Origin of the sequence: Devosia sp. 67-54, assembly GCF_001899075.1 — a bacterium.
GTDB lineage: Bacteria > Pseudomonadota > Alphaproteobacteria > Rhizobiales > Devosiaceae > Devosia_A.
The window spans coordinates 332,563-352,011 of the sequence record NZ_MKVA01000005.1; the positions used below are offsets into that span (position 1 = coordinate 332,563).

20 protein-coding genes and 1 other RNA gene are annotated in these 19,449 nt (G+C 68.9%); 19 read left to right on the forward strand and 2 right to left on the reverse strand.

Annotated features, from left to right (window positions below; genetic code table 11):
- Positions 1-98 precede the first annotated feature (98 nt).
- The 3 genes from BGO82_RS06640 to BGO82_RS06650 all read left to right on the forward strand — a co-directional run bounded on the left by BGO82_RS06640 (position 99) and on the right by BGO82_RS06650 (position 3,320).
- A complete protein-coding gene (locus tag BGO82_RS06640) occupies positions 99-1,586 on the forward strand; it encodes an aminotransferase class V-fold PLP-dependent enzyme (RefSeq protein WP_291304775.1) in 1,488 nt (495 codons plus the stop codon).
- Between the two features lie 122 nt (positions 1,587-1,708).
- On the forward strand, positions 1,709-2,728 hold the full coding sequence (locus tag BGO82_RS06645) for an LLM class flavin-dependent oxidoreductase (RefSeq protein WP_291304776.1): 1,020 nt from the start codon (positions 1,709-1,711) through the stop codon (positions 2,726-2,728).
- 4 nt (positions 2,729-2,732) lie between these two features.
- Complete coding sequence (locus BGO82_RS06650) at positions 2,733-3,320, forward strand: GNAT family N-acetyltransferase (protein ID WP_291304777.1); 588 nt, start codon at positions 2,733-2,735, stop codon at positions 3,318-3,320.
- Between the two features lie 74 nt (positions 3,321-3,394).
- On the opposite strand, the gene BGO82_RS06655 is transcribed toward BGO82_RS06650, so the two are convergent.
- Positions 3,395-4,774: an FAD-binding protein gene (locus BGO82_RS06655; RefSeq protein WP_291304778.1), complete on the reverse strand. Its 1,380-nt coding sequence runs from the start codon at positions 4,772-4,774 to the stop codon at positions 3,395-3,397.
- A gap of 158 nt (positions 4,775-4,932) precedes the next feature.
- Between BGO82_RS06655 and tam the strand changes: the two genes are divergently transcribed.
- The 4 genes from tam to BGO82_RS06675 all read left to right on the forward strand — a co-directional run bounded on the left by tam (position 4,933) and on the right by BGO82_RS06675 (position 8,032).
- Positions 4,933-5,697 carry a trans-aconitate 2-methyltransferase gene (gene tam / locus BGO82_RS06660; RefSeq protein WP_291304779.1) on the forward strand — a complete coding sequence of 255 codons (765 nt, stop codon included), beginning with the start codon at positions 4,933-4,935 and terminating at the stop codon, positions 5,695-5,697.
- A 170-nt stretch (positions 5,698-5,867) separates the two neighbouring features.
- Positions 5,868-6,374 carry a hypothetical protein gene (locus BGO82_RS06665; protein ID WP_291304780.1) on the forward strand — a complete coding sequence of 169 codons (507 nt, stop codon included), beginning with the start codon at positions 5,868-5,870 and terminating at the stop codon, positions 6,372-6,374.
- Between the two features lie 82 nt (positions 6,375-6,456).
- Positions 6,457-6,993: a hypothetical protein gene (locus tag BGO82_RS06670; RefSeq protein ID WP_291304781.1), complete on the forward strand. Its 537-nt coding sequence runs from the start codon at positions 6,457-6,459 to the stop codon at positions 6,991-6,993.
- Between the two features lie 67 nt (positions 6,994-7,060).
- Positions 7,061-8,032: a toll/interleukin-1 receptor domain-containing protein gene (locus tag BGO82_RS06675; protein ID WP_291304782.1), complete on the forward strand. Its 972-nt coding sequence runs from the start codon at positions 7,061-7,063 to the stop codon at positions 8,030-8,032.
- Between the two features lies 1 nt (position 8,033).
- On the opposite strand, the gene BGO82_RS06680 is transcribed toward BGO82_RS06675, so the two are convergent.
- Positions 8,034-8,486, reverse strand: a complete 453-nt coding sequence (locus BGO82_RS06680; RefSeq protein ID WP_291304783.1) for a host attachment protein — start codon at positions 8,484-8,486, stop codon at positions 8,034-8,036.
- Positions 8,487-8,661: 175 nt separating this feature from the next.
- Here BGO82_RS06680 and rarD point away from each other — a divergent pair, with 175 nt between their 5' ends.
- The 12 genes from rarD (at position 8,662) to BGO82_RS06740 (ending at position 19,314) form a co-directional block, all read left to right on the forward strand.
- A complete protein-coding gene (gene rarD / locus BGO82_RS06685) occupies positions 8,662-9,606 on the forward strand; it encodes an EamA family transporter RarD (RefSeq protein WP_291304784.1) in 945 nt (314 codons plus the stop codon).
- Between the two features lie 155 nt (positions 9,607-9,761).
- The gene (locus BGO82_RS06690; RefSeq protein ID WP_291304785.1) at positions 9,762-10,883 is read left to right on the forward strand and encodes a DUF2336 domain-containing protein; all 1,122 of its coding nucleotides are present in this window, start codon (positions 9,762-9,764) and stop codon (positions 10,881-10,883) included.
- A gap of 489 nt (positions 10,884-11,372) precedes the next feature.
- Complete coding sequence (locus tag BGO82_RS06695; RefSeq protein WP_291304786.1) at positions 11,373-12,332, forward strand: metalloregulator ArsR/SmtB family transcription factor; 960 nt, start codon at positions 11,373-11,375, stop codon at positions 12,330-12,332.
- On the forward strand, positions 12,329-13,225 hold the full coding sequence (metF, locus tag BGO82_RS06700) for a methylenetetrahydrofolate reductase [NAD(P)H] (protein WP_291304787.1): 897 nt from the start codon (positions 12,329-12,331) through the stop codon (positions 13,223-13,225). The genes BGO82_RS06695 and metF overlap by 4 nt, the downstream gene beginning before the upstream one ends.
- A gap of 132 nt (positions 13,226-13,357) precedes the next feature.
- Positions 13,358-14,230, forward strand: a complete 873-nt coding sequence (locus BGO82_RS06705; RefSeq protein WP_291304788.1) for a hypothetical protein — start codon at positions 13,358-13,360, stop codon at positions 14,228-14,230.
- A gap of 53 nt (positions 14,231-14,283) precedes the next feature.
- The gene (locus BGO82_RS06710; protein ID WP_291304789.1) at positions 14,284-15,000 is read left to right on the forward strand and encodes a DnaJ family molecular chaperone; all 717 of its coding nucleotides are present in this window, start codon (positions 14,284-14,286) and stop codon (positions 14,998-15,000) included.
- 43 nt (positions 15,001-15,043) lie between these two features.
- Positions 15,044-15,418, forward strand: an RNA gene (gene rnpB, locus BGO82_RS06715) — RNase P RNA component class A.
- Positions 15,419-15,480: 62 nt separating this feature from the next.
- Positions 15,481-15,747: a type II toxin-antitoxin system VapB family antitoxin gene (gene vapB, locus BGO82_RS06720; RefSeq protein WP_291304790.1), complete on the forward strand. Its 267-nt coding sequence runs from the start codon at positions 15,481-15,483 to the stop codon at positions 15,745-15,747.
- On the forward strand, positions 15,744-16,142 hold the full coding sequence (locus BGO82_RS06725; protein ID WP_291304791.1) for a type II toxin-antitoxin system VapC family toxin: 399 nt from the start codon (positions 15,744-15,746) through the stop codon (positions 16,140-16,142). Before vapB ends, BGO82_RS06725 begins: the two co-directional genes overlap by 4 nt.
- Positions 16,143-16,250: 108 nt before the next feature.
- On the forward strand, positions 16,251-17,234 hold the full coding sequence (gene rsmH / locus BGO82_RS06730; protein WP_291304792.1) for a 16S rRNA (cytosine(1402)-N(4))-methyltransferase RsmH: 984 nt from the start codon (positions 16,251-16,253) through the stop codon (positions 17,232-17,234).
- Positions 17,231-17,608, forward strand: coding sequence for a hypothetical protein (locus BGO82_RS06735; protein WP_291304793.1), 378 nt, complete (start codon positions 17,231-17,233; stop codon positions 17,606-17,608). Before rsmH ends, BGO82_RS06735 begins: the two co-directional genes overlap by 4 nt.
- Positions 17,608-19,314, forward strand: a complete 1,707-nt coding sequence (locus tag BGO82_RS06740) for a penicillin-binding protein 2 (protein ID WP_291304794.1) — start codon at positions 17,608-17,610, stop codon at positions 19,312-19,314. Before BGO82_RS06735 ends, BGO82_RS06740 begins: the two co-directional genes overlap by 1 nt.
- The last annotated feature ends 135 nt before the right edge of the window (positions 19,315-19,449 follow it).

Here is a 19,449-nt window from a genome sequence, read left to right on the forward strand (position 1 = left end):
CTGCAACAAAGTTGCGCATTGTTATCGCAATACGCAATCATGTGCTAGAAAACGCCGTGACGATGGACATTTGTTCCAAATTCGTCTAGGTTTGGGCAATGGCATTGGATCTCGACATCGCCCCCGGCCGGTCGTCGTCCCGCGACCGCTTCCTTGCGGCCTATCCGGCCTATGCCGGCACGAGCGCCCTCGATGCCCTGCGCGCGGCCGACTATGCCCGGCTGGACGACAGCCAGTCGGTCTATCTCGATTTCACCGGCGCCGGCCTCCCGGCCGCCTCACACATGCGCGAGCACACCGAGCAACTGGCCAATGCCGTGTTCGGCAACCCGCATTCGGCCAGCCCCAGCTCGTCGGCGGCGACGGCGGCGGTGGAGCGGACGCGGGCGCGGGTGCTCGACTGGTTCAATGGCGCCGGCGCCTACACCTGCGTGTTCACGCTCAATGCCTCGAACGCGCTGAAGCTGGTGGGCGAGGCCTATCCGTTCGCGCCGGGCGGGCGCTATCTGCTCACCACCGACAACCACAATTCGGTCAACGGCATCCGCGAATTCGCCTCGGCGAAGGGCGCCGCCGTCGACTACGCGCCGCTCACCGTGCCCGAGCTGCGCATCGACCAGCCGACGCTCATGGCCGAGCTCGGTCGGCCCGGCGCCGGCCCGCGCCTCTTCGCCTTTCCGGCGCAGTCGAACTTTTCCGGCGTCAAGCATCCGCTGGCGCTGGTCGGGGCGGCGCAGGCGCGCGGCTGGCACGTGCTGCTGGATGCGGCGGCGTTCGTGCCCGGCAACCGGCTCGACCTCGCGGCGGTGTCGCCGGACTTCGTCGTGGTCTCGTTCTACAAGATGTTCGGCTATCCCACCGGGGTCGGCTGCCTGCTCATCCGCAACGACGTGCTGCCGTGGCTGGAGCGGCCTTGGTTCGCCGGCGGCACGGTGAATTTCGCCTCGGTGCTCGATCGCCGCCACGTCCTCGCGCCGCGCGAGGCGGCGTTCGAGGACGGCACGCTCAACTTCCTCGCCATCCCCGCCGTCGAGATCGGCCTTCGCCGCCTCGCCGAGCTCGGCATGGAGACCATCCAGACGCGCATCGGCTGCCTTACCGACTGGCTGCTCGGCCGGCTGCTCGAGCTTCGCCACGGCAACGGCCGGCCGATGGTCCGGCTCTACGGCCCCGCCACCTGCGAGATGCGCGGCGGCACGGTGACGATGAATTTCTACGATCCCGACGGCCATCTGCTCGACTATCGCCGCATCGACGAGCTGGCGGGGGCGCAGGGCATTTCGCTGCGCACCGGCTGCTTCTGCAATCCAGGGGCCGGCGAGACCGCCGAGGGGCTGACCGAGGACGACATGCGGGCGGCCGATGCGCTGGGCCCCGACCTGACGCTGCCGCGCTTCCTCACCGTGGTGCAGCATCGCGGCAAGAGCGCCGGCGCCATCCGCGTGTCGCTCGGCGCCGTCAGCAATTTCGCCGATGTCGAGCGCTTCCTCGACTTCGCCGCCGGCTTCCGCGACCAGACGGCGCTCGCCGTGGGCGCGGTGAGCTTCGACATCGAAACCTGCCGCGTCATCCGCGACGGCGGCTGAGCCGCGCCGTTCCGCCGCTGTTCGACAAGCGTGAACAATCGGTCGCTTCGTTGCGCATCGAAAGTTCGCCCGGGCCTCCCCACCTGCCGCTATAACGCACTCCACCCACGGGAATCGCCCACATGAAGTCCATCGGTTTTCTCTCCTTCGGCCATTGGAATCCGTCGCCGCATTCGGGCACGCGCAGCGCCTCCGACGCGCTGCTGCAGTCGATCGACCTCGCCGTCGCGGCCGAGGAGGTGGGGGCCGACGGCGCCTATTTCCGCGTGCACCATTTCGCCCGGCAGCTCGGCTCGCCGTTCCCGCTGCTGGCCGCCGTCGGCGCCCGCACCAAGAAGATCGAGATCGGCACCGCCGTCATCGACATGCGCTACGAGAACCCGCTCTACATGGCCGAGGACGCCGGCGCCGCCGACCTCATTGCCGGCGGCCGGCTGCAGCTCGGCATCTCGCGCGGCTCGCCCGAGCAGGTGATCGACGGTTTCCGGCATTTCGGCTACGTACCGGCCGAAGGCCAGACCGATGCCGACATGGCGCGCGGCCATGCCGAAGTGTTCCTCGACCTGCTGCGCGGGGAAGGCTTCGCGCAGCCCAATCCGCGGCCGATGTTCCCCAACCCGCCGGGCTTGCTTCGGCTCGAGCCGTTCTCGGACGGGTTGCGCGATCGCATCTGGTGGGGCGCCGCCAGCACGCCGACGGCGCAATGGGCGGCGAAGATGGGCATGAATCTGCAAAGCTCGACGCTGGTGTTCGACGAAACCGGAAAGCCGTTCCACGTGCAGCAGGCCGAGCAGATCCGCGCCTACAAGGCGGCGTGGAAGGAGGCCGGCCACACGCGCACGCCGCGCATCTCGGTCAGCCGCTCGATCTTCCCGCTGGTCAACGATCTCGACCACGCCTATTTCGGCCGCGACACCAGCGAGGATCATTTCGGCTACATCGAGCCGACCAAGCGTGCCGCCTTCGGCCGCTCCTATGCCGACACACCCGACCGGCTGATCGAACAGCTGCGCGGCGACGAGGGCATCCAGGAGGCCGACACGCTGCTGCTCACCGTGCCCAACCAGCTCGGCGTCGACTACAACGCCCATGTCATCGACTCGGTGGTGAAGCTGGTGGCGCCCGGCCTCGGCTGGCGCTGAGGCCGTGGCCGGCTACAGCACGCAGCCGCTGACCGTCGACACCTGGCCGGCGTTCGCCGCGCTGGTCGACGCGCATAATGGCGTGTTCGGCGGCTGCTGGTGCCTTGGCTTTCACGCGAAGGTCGTCGGCCTCGACTACGGGCAGCGGCGCGATGCCAAGCAGGCGCTCGTCGCCGCCGGCCGCGCGCATGCCGCGCTGGTCTACGACGGCGAGGCGTGTGTCGGCTGGTGCCAGTTCGGCCCGCCCGCCGAGCTGCCCGAAATCAAGAACAAGAAAAACTACGCGGCAACGCAAACCGGTGAGCCGCCGCCGTGGCGGCTCACCTGCTTTTTCGTCGATCGCCATCGCCGTCGGCAGGGGGTCGCCGCTGCCGCGCTGCAGGGGGCGCTGCAGCAGATCGCCCGGCTCGGCGGCGGCGTGGTGGAGGCCTATCCCGAAAACACCGCCGGCAAGCTTGTCTCGCCGACCTTCCTCCACGCCGGCACGCTGGCCATGTTCGAAAAGGCCGGCTTTCGCATCGACCGGCAGATCGGCAAGAACAAATGGGTGGTACGCAAGACCGTGCGCGCTGCCAGCGGTCGATCGCCCTGAGCGCCAGGTATCGTCGACGCTGACCTCCAGCCGCCGACGGCAGACGGGCGGCCCTGCGACCGCCCGGCCGATCTCTACGGAACGATGTTCTGGTTGAGCCGGAACAGGTTCTCCGGGTCGTAGCGGCGCTTCACCTGCCGCAGCCGCGCCAGCGTCGCGGCCGGGTAGGCGGCGGCCAGACCGCGGGCACCCTCGGGGCCGAGGAAGTTGACATAGGCGCCGGTCTCGTGGCCCGCGAACGGCGCCATCGCGGCGTCGGCCCAGCCTTCCTGCGCGGCCACCACGTCCGGCGCGCCGCCATACATCGACATAAACGCCACCATGACGCGGCTCGCCCGATGTGCGAACGCCGTGGCGTCGGCCGGCACGCGCGCCGCGGCGCCGCCGAGCACGCGCAACTGCGCCATCTTCATCGGCGCCGTGCAGGTCTCGAGCGCGGCGATCATGGCGCGCGCCTGTTCGAGGCTGAAGCCATCGACGAAGCGGCTGCGCATGGTCACTGCCGGGCGTCCCACTTCGGGCGGCGCCAGCTCGTAGAGGCTGGAATAGGGCGCCGGCCGCACCAGATCGGCGAGCGGCGTCGCCAGCGCCCGGAACGGCGCGAGCGCCGCCTCGGCCGCCGCTGGCTCGCCGGCGAACGCCATGAGGGCGACGACGATCAGCTTGCCGTGCACCGCGGCCGGCAGCACCGGCAGCGGCGGCGCCGGCATCACCAGCACGATGCTCGACAGCTCGTCGGGCGCCGCCTCGGCCGCCGCGGCGAAGCCGGCCAGCACCTCGGGTGTCGCCGGCAGGGCCAGCGCGCCGCCGGTGAAGGCGGGCAGCGGGTAGAGGCGGAACTTGAAGCGGGTGGCGACGCCGAAATTGCCGCCGCCGCCGCGCAGCGCCCAGAACAGGTCGGCATGGTGCGCTTCGTCGGCGACGAGGATGTCGCCGGCCGCGGTCACGATCTCGACCGCCAGAAGCGAGTCGATGGTGAGCCCGTATTTGCGCACCAGATAGCCGATGCCGCCGCCCAGCGTCAGCCCGCCGACGCCGACCGAGGCGGTGTCGCCGAAGCCGACGATCAGCCCCTCTGCCTCGACGGCGCGGGTGATCTCGCCGGTGCTGAGGCCGGCGCCGACCCAGGCGGTGCGCGCCGCCGCGTCGATGTCGATGCCGGTCAAGTCGCGCAGGTCGAGCAGCAGCCCATCTTCGGTGCCGCTGGCGCCGGTGATCGAGTGGCCGCCGCTGCGGATCGCCAGCTCGAGGCCGGTCGCCTGCGCGAAATTGACGGCGGCCGCGACGTCGGCGGCGTTGGCCGGCCGGAGCACGGCGGCGGGGCGGCAATCGTACTTGCCGTTGACGACGCTGCGCAGCGCCTCGTAGTCGGGATGCGCGGGGCCGACGACGCGGCCCTTGAGCGCCGAGCCCAGCATCTCGATCTGGTCGGCGAGCGGAAAAATCTTGTCCATGTCGGAAACTCGTTTTGCGAAGGGCCGCGCCTCTATTGGCGCCGCGCTGAACGCTGTCTGAACGGGCCGGTCAGTGTCGAGACACGCCCTCCGAGCCCGCGTCCTTGACGTCCCATCGGACGACGCCTACCACCCGCCATCCTTTCGCGAGTGCGCCGATGTCCGACTGGTCTCCCTCCCTCTATGCCCGTTTCGAGGACGAGCGCACGCGCCCGGCGCGCGATCTCGTCGCGCAGGTGCCGCTGGATGCAGCGCGGCGCATCGTCGACATGGGGTGCGGGCCGGGCAATTCCACCGAGCTTCTGGTCGCGCGCTGGCCCGCAGCGTCGGTGCTCGGCCTCGACAGCTCGCCGGCCATGCTGGAGGAGGCGCGCAAGCGCCTGCCGCAGGCGAGCTTCGCGCAGGCCGATGCCAATGTCTGGCGGCCGGAGCCCGGCACCGATCTCGTCTTCGCCAACGCCATCTACCAATGGCTGCCCAACCATCTCGAGGTGCTGCCCGAGGTGCTGGCGGCGCTGGACGAGGGGGCGTGCCTTGCGGTGCAGATGCCCGACAACCTCGCCGAGCCGACGCATCGGCTGATGCGCGAGGTGGCGGCCGAAGGGCCGTGGGCCGAGCGCCTCGAGGGCGCGGCGCGCCTGCCGCTGCCGTCGCCGCACGTCTATTACGACGCGCTGCAGCCGTTCGCCCGCCGCATCGAGCTCTGGCACAGCATCTATAACCACGTTCTGGCCGACGCCGCGGCCATCGTCGAATGGGTGAAGTCGACCGGGCTCAGGCCGTTCCTCGAGCCGCTGAGCGCCGACGAGCGCACCGCCTTCCTCGCCGACTACACCGGCCGCATCGCCCGCGCCTATCCGCCCACCATCGACGGCCGCGTGCTGCTGCGCTTCCCCCGCCTGTTCATCGTTGCCGTGCGCTAGCGATTCGTCCGGCGCGGCCCCCGCGGTTTCGCCCGATTCCGGCCGATTTCCGGCCCAATTCCGCCATCCCGGGCACGTGGTCACGCCTGCGCGTTCCCTCTTGCGCCGGAGCGGCCGGCGTGCCCCACTCCGGCGCGGCGACCTTTCATCCGTCCGGGGGTTTCATCATCATGCGTAGTTCCATCATCATCGGCGCCGTCCTGGCGCTGGCCGTCGGCACGCCGGCCTGGGCCTGCACCGACATTTCCAGCAAGACCGTCAAGCTCAGCGCCTGCGTCGACGAGGAGTGGAAGGCCGGGCAGGGCACCGGCGCGCAGGAGTTCGTCTATGCCACCGCCGACGGCAATTTCGGCCTGATGGTCATCACCGAGGCCGAGACCTTCCCCATCGCCAAGTTCCGCGACGCCATCATCGCCAACGCCATCCACGGCGTCGGCGACAAGAAGGACGACGTGTCCATCGACTCCGAGCGTATCGAAAACATCGACGGCAAGCCGTTCAACGTCATCGAGTACCAGGTCGCCAACAACGGCAACCCGATCCTGTTCCAGAATTTCTACTATTCGCAGCCGGGGTTCGGGTCGGTCCAGATTCTGTCGTATAGCCTCGCTACAGACTCGACCGTCGCCGCCTACAAGGCGGGCGTTTTCGCGTCGACCGTCAAGGTCGGCGAGTAGCGCATCGTTACCGGCATGCCGGTGGCCGGCCCGTCGCCGACGGGCGGACGCCGCATGATCCTTGTTCAGAGGAAAACGTCTTATGCCCATCAAGTCATTGTTCGTCGGCGCCGTGCTCGGCGTCGCGCTGGGGGCGCTGCCGGCGCTCGCCGCCGATCCCGATTGCGGGTCGGCCAACCTGATCAAAAGCGCCAAGCTCAAGCTCGAAGCCTGCGTCGATCCCGCCGTCTGGGAGGCCGGGCAGGGCACCGGCGACCAGGAATTCGTGTACTTCTCCAAGGACGGCAAAGCGGGCCTCGCCGTCGTCACCGAAGAGCCCTCGGTCGACCTCAAGGCCTATCACGACGCCATCCTGGGTTTTGCCAGCAAGCAGTCGGGCGCCGCGGCGCCGGTGACCTCGTACGACGACGCCACCACCACCATCAACGGCAAGGACTGGGGCAGCATGCACTACAACGTCAAGGTGCAGGGCCAGGAGCTCGAATTCCTCAACTACTACTATTCGGAGCAGGGCCTCGGCTCGGCGCAGTTCATCTTCTGGAGCCTGCCGGACGACGCCGGCAGCACCAGCACCGAGCTCGCCGGCAAGGTGATGCCGACCGTCACCGTGACCAACTAGCCGCAGGCGTCGTGGGCGGCGGCGGGATCGCCGCCCATCCCGGTCCGGTCGAGGCGAGGGGGCGCCGATGACCCAGGTTTTCATTTCCTACAGCCGCACCGAACGTCCGGCCGCCGCGCGGCTGGCCGAACGGCTGACCGAGGCCGGCTACAGCGTCTGGTGGGACGCCGAGCTGGTCGGCGGCCAGCGCTTCGAGGAGGAGATCCAGTCGGCGCTGCGCGCGGCCAGGGCGGTGCTGGTGCTGTGGTCCAAATCCTCGCTCGCCTCCGACTGGGTGCGGGCGGAGGCGGAGGTGGCGCGGGTGGCGCGCACCGCCGTGCCGGTGCTGATCGATGCCGTCGCCGTCGACGATCTGCCGCTGGTGTTCCGGGCGCTGCATGCCATCGACCTCAGCGGCTGGAACGGCGATCCCGCCGCGCCCGCCTTTCGCGAAATCCTCGGCGCCGTGGAGAAGCTGGTCGGCGCGCCGCCGTCGCCGTCCGCGCCGCGCCCGCCGCCGCGCCAAGCGCCGCGCCGCCGCTGGCTGTTCGCGGGGCTGGCGGTGGTGGGGCTGCTGCTGCTGGCCGGGGCCGGCTGGTGGGTACTGCGGCCGGCGGGAGCGGGCGGCTGCGCCGGCGAGACGGTGGCGGTCAGCGGCGTGCCGATGAGCGTCTGCGTCACCGCCGAGTGGACTCCCACCAATGTCGAGCCCTACCAGTACGACAGCGCCAATGCGCAGGTGCAGTTCCGCATCATCGGCGGCCCGGACGTGCTGACCGCGCAGGCCTTCCGCGACGCCATCGTGCACAATGCGCAGCGGATCGCCGGCGATCCCGCCCGCATCGCCATCGTCCGCGACGGCGCGCTGACGGTGGACGGCATGCCCTGGCGCTTCATCGAATTCACCAATCAGGGGCAGGCGGCGTTCGTCAATTTCTACTATTCCGGCCCCGGCTTCGGCTCGGTGCAGGTGCTGTTCGTGAGCTCGGTGGCGGACGTCGCGATCCGCAACAGCCTTGCCGATCCGGTGCTGAAATCGATCCGCGACACCCGCCGCTGAGCTACACCGCGAGCAGCCCGTCGAAATGCTCGGCCAGCCGCGCCGTCGGGATGTTGGTCAGGTCCTTGGGCAGTTCCGCAAGGATGGCGCCGCGCACGCTTTCGCTCAGCGCCGGCCGCAGATCGCCCAGCGCCGCCGGCGCCGCGGCGATCACCAGCCGGTCGAAATCGCCGGCGGCGTGCCGCGCCTCGAGCAGATCGGCCAGCCGCTCGACGAAGCGGCGCTCGCGCGCCTCCACCGGGTCGGTGCGATAGTCGACCGCCGAGCGGGTGTTCGGCCCCGCCGACGAGAACGAGCGGCCGGGCTTGTCGGCCATGATGTCCTGCGCCTTCAGCCGCTCCTGCTCGAGCTGCAGCCCGTCGACGGCGTGCAGGCCGCGTCCCGGCCCGTCATGCTCGAAAATCTTGGCCTGATCTCCATCCGCCACCACGATCCAGGTTTTCGTCGGCTTCATCGCTTGCGCTCCTTTGCTGCATGCCAAGGCTAAACGCCCCGGCGCGCGATTGGTTGGCGCGGCGCATCAGCGGCCCGGCACCTGCCGATCACAAACTCTGATTGGCCGGGCAGGGCGTTGGCTGCTACGACGCTGCTCATAGTTGAGGAGCGCCCGGGGTCCGGGCCATTCGCGCGTGTCCGCCATCGCCCCCGCCACTGCCGAACCTGCCGCTGCGCGCACCCGCGCGGGCTTCGTCGCCGGGTTCAGCGCCTATGCCCTGTGGGGCTTCCTGCCGCTGCTGTTCCATCTGCTCGACGGCGTCGGTTCGGTCACGGTGGTGGCGAACCGGACCCTGTGGTCGCTGCTGTTCGTGGGCGTCGTCATCGTCGCCAGTCGGCGGCTGGGCGAGGTCAGGGCGGCGCTCCGCGACCGGGCGACGCTGCGCTCGATGTTCATCTCGACGCTGCTTTTGGGAGGCAACTGGCTCATCTACATCTGGGCGGTCGATGCCGGGCAGGTGCTCGAATCCAGCTTCGGCTATTTCATCAACCCGCTGGTCAACGTTGCCATCGGCGTGCTGTTCCTGGGCGAGCGGCAGAACCGCTGGCAATGGGTGGCGATCGCGGTGGCGGTGGTCGCCATCGCCATCCAGGCCATCGGCGTCGGCCGCATTCCGTTCATCGCGCTGGGGCTGGCGCTGACCTTCGGCTTCTACGGCTTTTTCCGCAAGACCGCGCGGGTCAATTCGGCGAGCGGCCTGTTCGTCGAAACGCTGATCCTGTGCCCGCTGGCGCTGTTGTGGATCGGCTGGACCCTGTGGCAGCAGGGCGGGCCGGGCGTTCTCGCCCAGCCCTATTATTTTTGGCTGCTGGCGCTCACCGGCCCGGCGACGGCGGTGCCGCTGCTGCTGTTCGCCTTCGCGGTGCAGCGGCTGCGCTTCACCACCGCCGGCATGCTGCAATATGTCGGCCCGACCATCCAGTTCCTGCTTGCCATTCTGGTGCTGGGCGAGTCGATCAACGCCACGCAATGGCTGAGTTTCGGGCTGATCTGGGTGTCGCTGATCATCTATTCCGCCGATTCGGTGGCGCGCCGCCGCAGCCCGGCGCGTGTCGGGCCGGCCGAACCAAGCCCTTGATCCGCCGGCACAATCCTGGCCCTGTTGCGGTCGGTTGGCGGCGGCGGAAACTCGATACAATTTTACTCAAATGCGTCCGCTTGCCTTGAGGCGATGCGGGGCCCCGCCGTGCTTTCCTTGCCTCGTAGCGGCAGAAGCCGGGGAGTGTCAGAAACATGTCTCAGGAAATGGAAGACGGCCAGCGCGCCTTTTCGACCTTCAGGGTCCTGAACGGCGATGCCAACATCACCGAGCGCGACCAGTTGTTCCGCAACATGGCGCAGCTCTATTCCTACGTCTCGGATCGCTGCGACGACGAGCAGGTCGCGCAGTATGACGAGGTGCTGTGCCAGCTCGCCGAGCTGGTCGAGGTCGAGGCGCGCACGCATGTCGCCAAGCTGCTCGCGCCGCTGGAACGCGCGCCGGGCAATGTCGTCAACAAGCTCGCCAATGACGAGATCGAGGTGGCGCAGCCGCTGCTCGAATTCTCCAACGTGCTGAGCGACGACGATCTCATCGACATCGTCTCCACCCGCTCGGAAGCGCATCGCGTCGCCATCGCCGGCCGCCCGACCGTGCCCGAGCGCGTCGGCGAAGCCATCGTCGAGCATGGCGGCTCGCCCTCCGTGGTCCGCCTCGCCGCCAACAAGCAGGCCGAGCTGACGCCGGCCACCGTCGAGCGCCTCGTGGTGCGCGCCTCCACCGATACGGCGCTCGCCAGCAATCTGCGCGGCCGCACCGACATCGACTGGAATTCGCTGCGCACGCAGATTTCCGACGCCAACCAGAAGGTGCTGGAGACGCTCGGCGACAGCCGCGCCGTCGATCCGGTGACCGCCGGCAAGGTCAGCGCCGTGGTCTACAACCGCATGCGCAATGCCGTCGGCTTCTCGTCGCACGACTGGAAGGTTGCCTACAACCAGGTCAAGGCGCTGGCCGACCGGCAGCAGCTCGACGAGCGGGCGCTGCTGCGCTTCGTGCGCTTCGGCTACGGCCACCACGCCGCCGCCGCGCTCACCGTGATGCTGCGCGTGCAGCCGGAGGTCATGGTCAAATGGCTTGCCGCACAGGACTATGTGGCGATCACCGTGGCGCTGCGCGCCATGGGCGTGTCCCCCGACCTGTTCGAGGCGCTGATCTCGGTGATGCCGTGGCGCGACATGCCCACCGACGCCGACAAGACCAATGTCCGCACCCGCTTCGAGGCGCTCACCACCGAGGAAGCGCAGGGCATCTTCGAGCTGTGGCGCACCCACGCCTTCCGCCGCCGCACCACCGGCGAGGAACGCGTCGCCTGACCCTGAATCACTGTTCTACCTCCAAACCCTCCCCGGCGGCCTCGGCCGCCGTTTTTTTTGCGACAGACAAAGCGCGGAGATGCCGACGCCGGGGCAGCGCCCTGAAGCCCGCAGTCGGCGATCCTCTCCCGCTTGCGGGGGAGGGGGACCACGCGCAGCGTGGTGGAGGGGGCGGCCCCAAGCACCGCGCGCGGGAGAAGGACCCGACTACCCCATCGCGGCCCGGCTTCCCACCGTCATTCCCGCCTCTTTCCGCATCGTCATTCCCGCCTCCTCCCACATCGTCATTCCCGCGAAAGCGGGAATCCAGGCGGAGTGTCCGGACGCCCATGAGCCCGGTCTGGAGTCCCGCCCGCGCGGGAGTGACGATAGGGAGGAATCGCACGATCGATCCATAACCACCACGCGTCATCCCCACCCACCATGACACGTAAACCCTTGCGCCGGGCCGGATATAAAGATATCTTTATATCTCATCGGAGGTCGGATTTGGCGGATGCCGCGACATTGGTGGGGGCGTTGCGCGCGGCGGGGGAGGCGACCCGGCTGCGACTCCTCGCTCTGCTGGCCGAAGGCGAGCATTCGGTCAAGGACCTCACGGAAATTCTCGGCCAGAGCCAGCCGCGCGTCTCGCGGCACCTGAAGCTGCTCGCCGACGCCGGGCTCGTCACCCGCAACGCCGAGGGCGCCTGGGCCTATTACCGCCTCGCCGACAGCGAAGCCGCCGCCGAGCTTGGCCGCTGGCTGGTCGAGCGGCTCGACGGCGACGACAGCGACCGCAGTCGCGACCGGCTGCGGCTCGCGGCGGTGCGCGCCAGCCAGCAGGCGCAGGCCGCCGCCTATTTCGCCAAGGTGGCGCCGCGCTGGGACGAGCTGCGCCAGCTGCACGTGCCGGAAGAGGCGGTGGAGGCGGCGATCCTCGACGCCGTCGCTGGCCGCGTCGTCGACCTGTTGATCGATCTGGGCACCGGCACCGGGCGCATGCTCGAGCTGCTGCAGCGCCACTACCGGCGCGCCATCGGCATCGATGCGTCGCGCGAAATGATCGCGGTGGCGCGGGCCAAGCTCGCCGCCGCCAATATCAGCCACGCGCAGGTTCGGCTCGGCGACATCGCCGATCTCGACGGCAGCGTCGGGCAGGCCGACCTCATCGTCATCCACCAGGTGCTGCATTATTTCGACGACCCGGGCCGCGCCATCGCGCAGGCGCGGCGGGCGCTGAAGCCGGGCGGCGAGATGCTGGTGGTCGATTTCGCGCCGCACGCCCTCGAATTTCTGCGCAGCGAACACGCGCATCGCCGCCTCGGCCTCTCCGAGGGGCAGGTGCTGGGCTGGGCGCGCGCCGCCGGACTCGCCGTCGCCGGCCTCACCAGCTTCCCGCCGAGCCACGACGCCGCAGGGCTCACCGTGTGCCTCTGGCGGCTGACTACAGAACAGGATTCCAGATGAACGTGCCGAGCGACCAGCGTCCCAGCCGCAACACCGGCGGGCGACAGCCCTTCGAGCTCTCGTTCGAATTCTTCCCGCCCAAGACCGACGTCATGGAGGAGCGGTTCTGGGAGAGCGTGCACAAGCTCGCCCCGCTCAACCCACGCTTCGTCTCGGTGACGTATGGCGCCGGCGGCTCGACGCGCGAGCGCACGCTGCGCATGGTGAGCCAGGTGAAGGCCGAGACCGGCGTCGACGCCGCCGCGCACCTCACCTGCGTCGGCGCCAGCAAGGCCGACGTCGACCAGGTGGTGCATGCCTACAAGACCGCCGGCATCACGCGCATCGTGGCGCTGCGCGGCGACGCGCCGGAGGGGCCCGGCAAGCCGTTCGTGCCGCATCCCGAGGGCTATCGGTCGGCCGCCGAGCTGGTCGCCGGCATCCGCCGGATCGGCGAGTTCGACATCTCCGTCGCGGCCTATCCCGAAAAGCATCCGCAATCGCCGGACTGGGACGTCGAGATCGACAATCTGAAGCGCAAGCTCGACGCCGGCGCCAGCCGCGCCATTACCCAGATGTTCTTCGACAACCAGCACTATTTCGAGCTGCTCGAGCGCAGCGCCAAGACGGGCATCCGCGCGCCGATCGTGCCGGGCATCCAGCCGATCCATTCGTTCAGGCAGATCTCGAGCTTCGCCGCCAAATGCGGCGCCTCGATTCCCGACTGGCTGGCCGAGCGCTTCGACGGCCTCGACGACGATCCCGAGACGCATGCGCTGGTCGCATCGGCCGTGGCCGCCGAGCAGGTGCTGGAACTGGTCGATGCCGGCATCACGCAGTTTCATTTCCTGACGCTCAACCGCTCCAATCTCGTCCTGGCGCTGGCCCGCCTGCTGGGAGTAAGGCCGGACTGAGGCGGCGCCGTTCAGCCGAGGTTCAGCTTGTGCGGCGCACCGTCGCGAGGCTGGCCGCGTTTCACAGTATGGCCATGTTTTTCGCCTCCAAGCGGCGCGGGGACGGGGGCGGTGAGTGAGCGGATACAGCAGATGGGACTCAACTCGAAACTGACCTGGGGCCTCGCTTGGGCCGGCCTCGCCGTGGTGCTGGCGGTTCCGTCGGCGGACTACCTGACCCGCCAGTTCGGCGGCAAGGCCGCGACGGCCGCGGTGCTGACCTCGACCACCGAGCCGGTGCGGCCGGCGGCGGCCGACGGCAAGGCTGCCGTCAAGACCGCTTCGGTCACCACCAGGATCACCAGGACCGGCGTGACCATCGTGCCCAATGCGCCCGCCGCGACCACCGAGGTCGCCGCCTCTGGCGCGCCGCTGCTCGACCCGGTCGACAAGCTGCTCAAATCCGGCAAGAAGCTGCCCGACTACATTTCCGGCAAAGACGCTGCTCCCGCCGTGACGGCGCCGGGCGCCGGCGCTGCAACCGCGCCGCAGCCGACGCAGGTGGCGACGGTCGATCCGGCGACCATCGTCGCGCCGGTGCCGTTCCCGCGCCGGCCGCCCGATATCATCCGCCCGGCGCTGCCCAAGGCGACCGCTCCGGCGCAGCCCGCGGTCATCGTCGACGAGCAGGCGCTCGCAACGCCGCGCGCCACCACCAGCATGCCGAACCAGCTCGACGTCGACGCCGGCCCGGTGCCGCCGGTCGGGATCGCCGACGATTGGCGCACCGCCCGCGAGCGCCGGCTGTCGCGCTATCTCGAACAGAACGGGCTGGTCGACGACGCTTCCGATGATGGCCGCTCCAGCGCCTCGGTCACCGTGGTGCAGCGGCCGTCGTCGAACTACGACCCCGACGGCTTCTACCTCAGCGACGGCCCCAACAATTCCCGGGCCGCGCGGCGCGCCCGCATCGAGCGCATGCTCCAGGACGACGACGAGCAGGAATACGGCTTCACCCTGTTTTGACCCCGGCGCCGCGCCCGCGTATATCGTCCGCGCCGTGATTTGGGAGCAGGGTGATGGCGTCCGTCTGGCAGCGCCTTAGCGAAATCGTCGGGTCGGCCGGCGAGCGCACCGGCGTGGTGGGCTCGATCGTCAATTTGCTCGACCCCGACACCTGGCTGCCCGGCGGCAAGGACGCGGCCTTCACGCTGGCGCTGATCGCGCTGTCGGCGAAGATGGCGGTGTCCGACGGCGTGGTCACCGCCTCCGAAGTGCGGGCCTTCCATCGCACCGTCGACATCCCGCCCGGCAACGAGCAGCAGGTCGAGCGGCTGTTCAAGCTCGCGCAGCAGGACGTCGCCGGCTACGAGGCCTATGCCCGCAAGGTCCGCCGCTTCTTCGCCAACAGCCCCGATACGCTCGAGCACGTGCTCGACGGGCTGTTCTACATCGCCTCCGCCGATGGCTTCGTGCACGAGAGCGAGCTCGACTACCTCAAGCGCGTCAGCGACATCTTCGGCTTCGACGATGCGCGCTTCGAGCAGATTGCGGCCCAGCACGTGGTGCTCGACAGCGGCGTCGACCCCTATGTGGTGCTCGGGCTGTTGCCGGGGGCCGACCGCGACGAGGTGCGGCGCGTCTACCGGCTGCTGGTGGCCGAGCATCACCCCGACCGGCTCATCGCCAAGGGCGTGCCGGAGGAACTGATCGACGTCGCCACCGCCCGCATGCAGGCGATCAACCAAGCCTACAACAAGATCATCAAGCTGCCGCCGCCCAGATCGGCGGCGTGAGGGCGGCTTGACGCGGACGCCGTTCCCCCGCACATAGCGCCGGCCAGTCGACCGGGTGGCCGCGCTCACAAGGCGAGGAAAGTCCGGGCTCCATCGAAATACGGTGACGGCTAACGGCCGCCGGGGGCGACCCCAGGGAAAGTGCCACAGAGAGCAGACCGCCTGCCTCGGCAGGTAAGGGTGAAAGGGTGCGGTAAGAGCGCACCGCGGACCGGGCAACCGGGACGGCACGGCAAACCCCACCGGGAGCAAGACCAAATAGGGATGACGCGGGGTTCGCCCCGGGCCGGTTTCGAGGCCAGTCGTCCGGGTTGGTTGCTCGAGAGGCGCGGCAACGCGTCTCCCAGAGGAATGGCCACCACGTCTGCATCGCAGGATGCAGGCCCTACAGAACCCGGCTTACAGGTCGACTGGCGCTCGCCTTGAGCGTGAGCCTCGGGAGGCGTATGTATATCCCATGGGATATACACGGAGATGGCGATGAACAAGCACGAGCCGCCGCCCAAGGCGCGCGAAGCTGCGGTATTCAAGTCGAACCGCAGCCAGGCCATCCGCATCCCCAAGGATCTGGCCTTCCCGGAGGACGTGAAGAAGGTCACCATCACGCCGGCGGAAGGCGGCGGGCTGCTGATCAGGCCCGCGGGCCGCGACTGGGCGGCCTATTTCGCCAACGGCCCGCATGTGTCGGATGATTTCCTGGAAGACCGCGATCAGGGGGTTGCAGAAGAGCGCGAGCCTCTCGATTGACGGGGTACATGCTGGATACCAACATCTGCATCTACATGATGGGGCGGCCTGATGACGGGCTGGCGCTTCGCGCCAACAGGCACGCGGGTGATTTGTTCGTTTCCAGCATCTCGGTCGGCGAACTGCTTTTCGGCGCGGCCAAATCGTCTCGGCAACTCGCCAACCGGCTGGCGGTCGAAGACTTCCTGAGCGTCCTGAAGGTCCCCGATTTCGATGCCGCGGCGGCGGCGCATTTCGGGGAAATTCGCGCGCATCTCGAACGAGCGGGAACGCCCTGTGGCCCCTATGACATGCTCATCGGCGCGCACGCCCGGTCGCTCGGGCTGACGCTGGTCACCAACAACCGGCGGGAGTTCGACCGCATGCCCGGCCTTACGGTCGAAAACTGGGTCTGAGCCGCCGTTCTGCGGCCATGTTTGCTTAATGGAATCTCAACCGCGTTCCGACAAAGTCGGGCGATGTTTGTGTGCCGGCGACAGGCCGGGATGGGGTTGAGTTCGGACATGGCCAAGCCGGTAAGCGAGCAGAGCGTGCCGCATGTCCCGGTGCTGCTGGCCGAGGTCCTCGAGGCGCTGGCGCCGCTCGCCGGAGCGCGCATCGTCGACGGCACGTTCGGCGCCGGCGGCTATTCGCGGGCGCTGCTGCAGGCCGGTGCGGCCGTCGTCGCCATCGACCGCGACCCCCGCGTGCGGCCGTTCGCCGCCGCGCTCAGCGCAGAATTTCCGAGTCGATTCAGCTTCGTGGCCGGCGCCTTTGCCGAGCTGGATGAGCTCGCCGCCGGCCCGGTCGACGGCGTCGTCCTCGACATCGGCGTGTCCTCAATGCAGCTCGACGAGGCCGAGCGCGGCTTCTCCTTCATGCGCGAGGGCCCGCTCGACATGCGCATGGCGGCGGAGGGCGAGAGCGCGGCCGACCTCGTCAACGGCCTCGACGAGGCGACGCTGGCCAATCTGCTGTTCGCCTATGGCGAGGAGCGCAAATCGCGCCGTATCGCACACTCCATCGTCGCGGCGCGCGCCAGCGCTCCGATCCGCACCACCGCCGAGCTGGCGCGGCTCATCGAGAAGGCCATCGGCAGGAAGCCCGGCGATGCGCATCCGGCGACGCGCAGCTTCCAGGCGCTGCGCATCGCGGTGAACGACGAGTTCGGGCAATTGGTCGACGGGCTGTTCGCCTCCGAGCGGCTGCTCGGGGAGGGCGGCCGGCTCGCCGTCGTCACCTTCCATTCGCTCGAAGACCGCATCGTCAAGCGCTTCCTCGATCCGGAGAAGGGCGCGCCGACGCAGTCGCGGCACCTGCCGCAGGTCGTCGTCGAGGCACCGCGCTGGATCGACGTGGCGAAGGCGGTGAAGCCGGGGGCGGCGGAGACGGCGCGCAACCCGCGGGCCCGCTCGGCCATCCTGCGCGCGGCCCGCCGCAGCAGCGCGCCGGCCAGGGCGGCGAACATCGAGCGGCTCGGCGTGCCGCGCGTCAGGGGCGCCGCATGATCCGTTCGCTCAACATCGTCCTCGTCTGCACCGCCATCTGCACGCTGGTGGCGGTCTACGCGCTCAAATATTCGGTCGAGGACGTCGTCGCCGAAAAGCTCGGCCTGCAGCGCCAGATCGAGCGGCAGCAGGCGGACCTGTCGCTGCTCAAGGCCGACTGGGCCTATCTCAACCAGCCGGCCAACGTCGCGCCGATCGTCAACCGCCACATCGCCGAGCTCAACCTGCAGACGCTGTCGCAGGACCAGTTCGGCGGCCTCGACATCCTGCCGATGCGCCTCAAGGCCCCCGACACGCAGGCGCTCGATTCGCTGTTCGAGTCGCTCAATTCGGGCGTCGATCCGATCCAGCAGATCATCTCGGAGTCCAACTGATGGCTGCGCTCGACGCCGGTGCCGATCCGATCGCCTTCGACGGCGCCCGCAAGCTGCGCCGCCACCTCACCAAGGCGCGCATCCGCTGGGTCGTGGTGGTGCTGATCCTCATCTTCGGCGCCGTGGCGGCGCGGCTGGTGCAGCTCGGCCTCGTCGTCCAGGACAACACCATCGAAGGGCAGACGCGCGACCTCATCACCGCCACGCGCCCCGCCATCCTCGACCGCAACGGCCTCGAGCTCGCGGTCGACGTGCGCGTGCCGTCGCTGTTTGCCGAGCCGCGCCGGATCATCGACGTCGACGAGGCGGCCGACGCGATCCATTCGGTGCTGCCCGACCTCAACATCGACTGGCTGCGCCAGCGCCTCACCGGCGACAAGGGCTTCGTGTGGATCAAGCGCGAGCTGACGCCGGCCATCGAGGACAAGATCATGCAGCTCGGCATCCCCGGGCTCGATTTCGTCACCGAGAGCAAGCGCTTCTATCCGGGCGGGCCGGAGGCGTCGCACATCCTGGGCGCGGTCAACATCGACAACCAGGGCATCGCCGGCATCGAGAAGGCCATCGACGAGGACGACGTGGCGCTGCTGCAGCAGGTGGGCCTCGCCCGCGGCAACGAGCTGGCGCCGGTCAATCTGTCGATCGATCTGCGCGTGCAGCACGTGATGCGCGACGTGCTGGTCGACGCCCTCAGCCGCTACCAGGCCGACTCCGCTTCGGGCATCATGATGGACATCAAGACCGGCGAGGTGCTCGGCCTGGTCTCGCTGCCCGATTTCGATCCGAACAATCCGGTCACCGCGCTGCAGAAGGACAGCTTCAACCGCATCACCGCCGGCATCTACGAGCTCGGCTCGACCATGAAGTCGGTGACCATCGCGGGGGCGCTGGACAGCGGCAAGGTGAAGATCACCGACAGCTTCGATGCGCGTTTCGGAGTGCGCTTCGGCCGCTTCACCATCGACGATTTCCACGGCAAGCACCGCATCCTCACGGTGCCCGAGATCTACAAATACTCGTCCAACGTCGGCGCCATCCACGTCATGCAGGCCTGGGGCAAGGAGAATTTCCGCGCCTTCCTGCACAAGATGCAGTTCGACGTGCCCGAGCCGCTGGAGCTGCCCGAGCGCCGCAACCCGGTGGTGCCCAAGAGCTTCTCCGACATCGTCGCGGCCACCGCGTCGTTCGGCCACGGCCTGTCGGTGTCGCCCGTCGCCATGCTGCGCGCCATGGCGGCCTTCGCCAATGACGGCAAGATGGTGAAGCCGACGCTCTACAAGACCAGTCTCGCCGACGCGCAGAAGACCTACGAGCAGGTGGTGTCGGAAAAGACCAGCCAGGAGATGCGCTACATCATGCGGCTCAATGCGCTCGAGGGCTCCGGCACGCGCATGAACAAATTCGCCCAGGGATACCGCGCGGGCGGCAAGACGGGTACGGCCGAAAAGGTGATCAACGGGCGCTACGATTCGAGCAAGGTGCTGTCGCTGTTCGCCTCGGTGTTCCCGCTCGACCAGCCGCGCTATGCCATGATGATCCTCGTCGACAACCCGCACACCGAACCGGGGCAGGGCGGCCACACCGCCGGCTGGAACGCCGGCGAGGCGACCGGCCGCATCGTCGCCCGGGTGGCGCCGATGCTGGGAATCACCCCAAACTTCGATCCGATGCTGGACAGCAAGCTGCTCCCGCCCGAGCTGCGCTAAGAAATGCATCGCGCGGTGCACCTTGCCCCAACCCCCGCCCCCTCCGCGCAAGGGGAAGGGGAGCCTGACTGCATCACGGCGGTTGCGGTCCCATCGCCTCCTCTCCCCCTTGCCGGGAGGGGGTGGGGGCCGCAC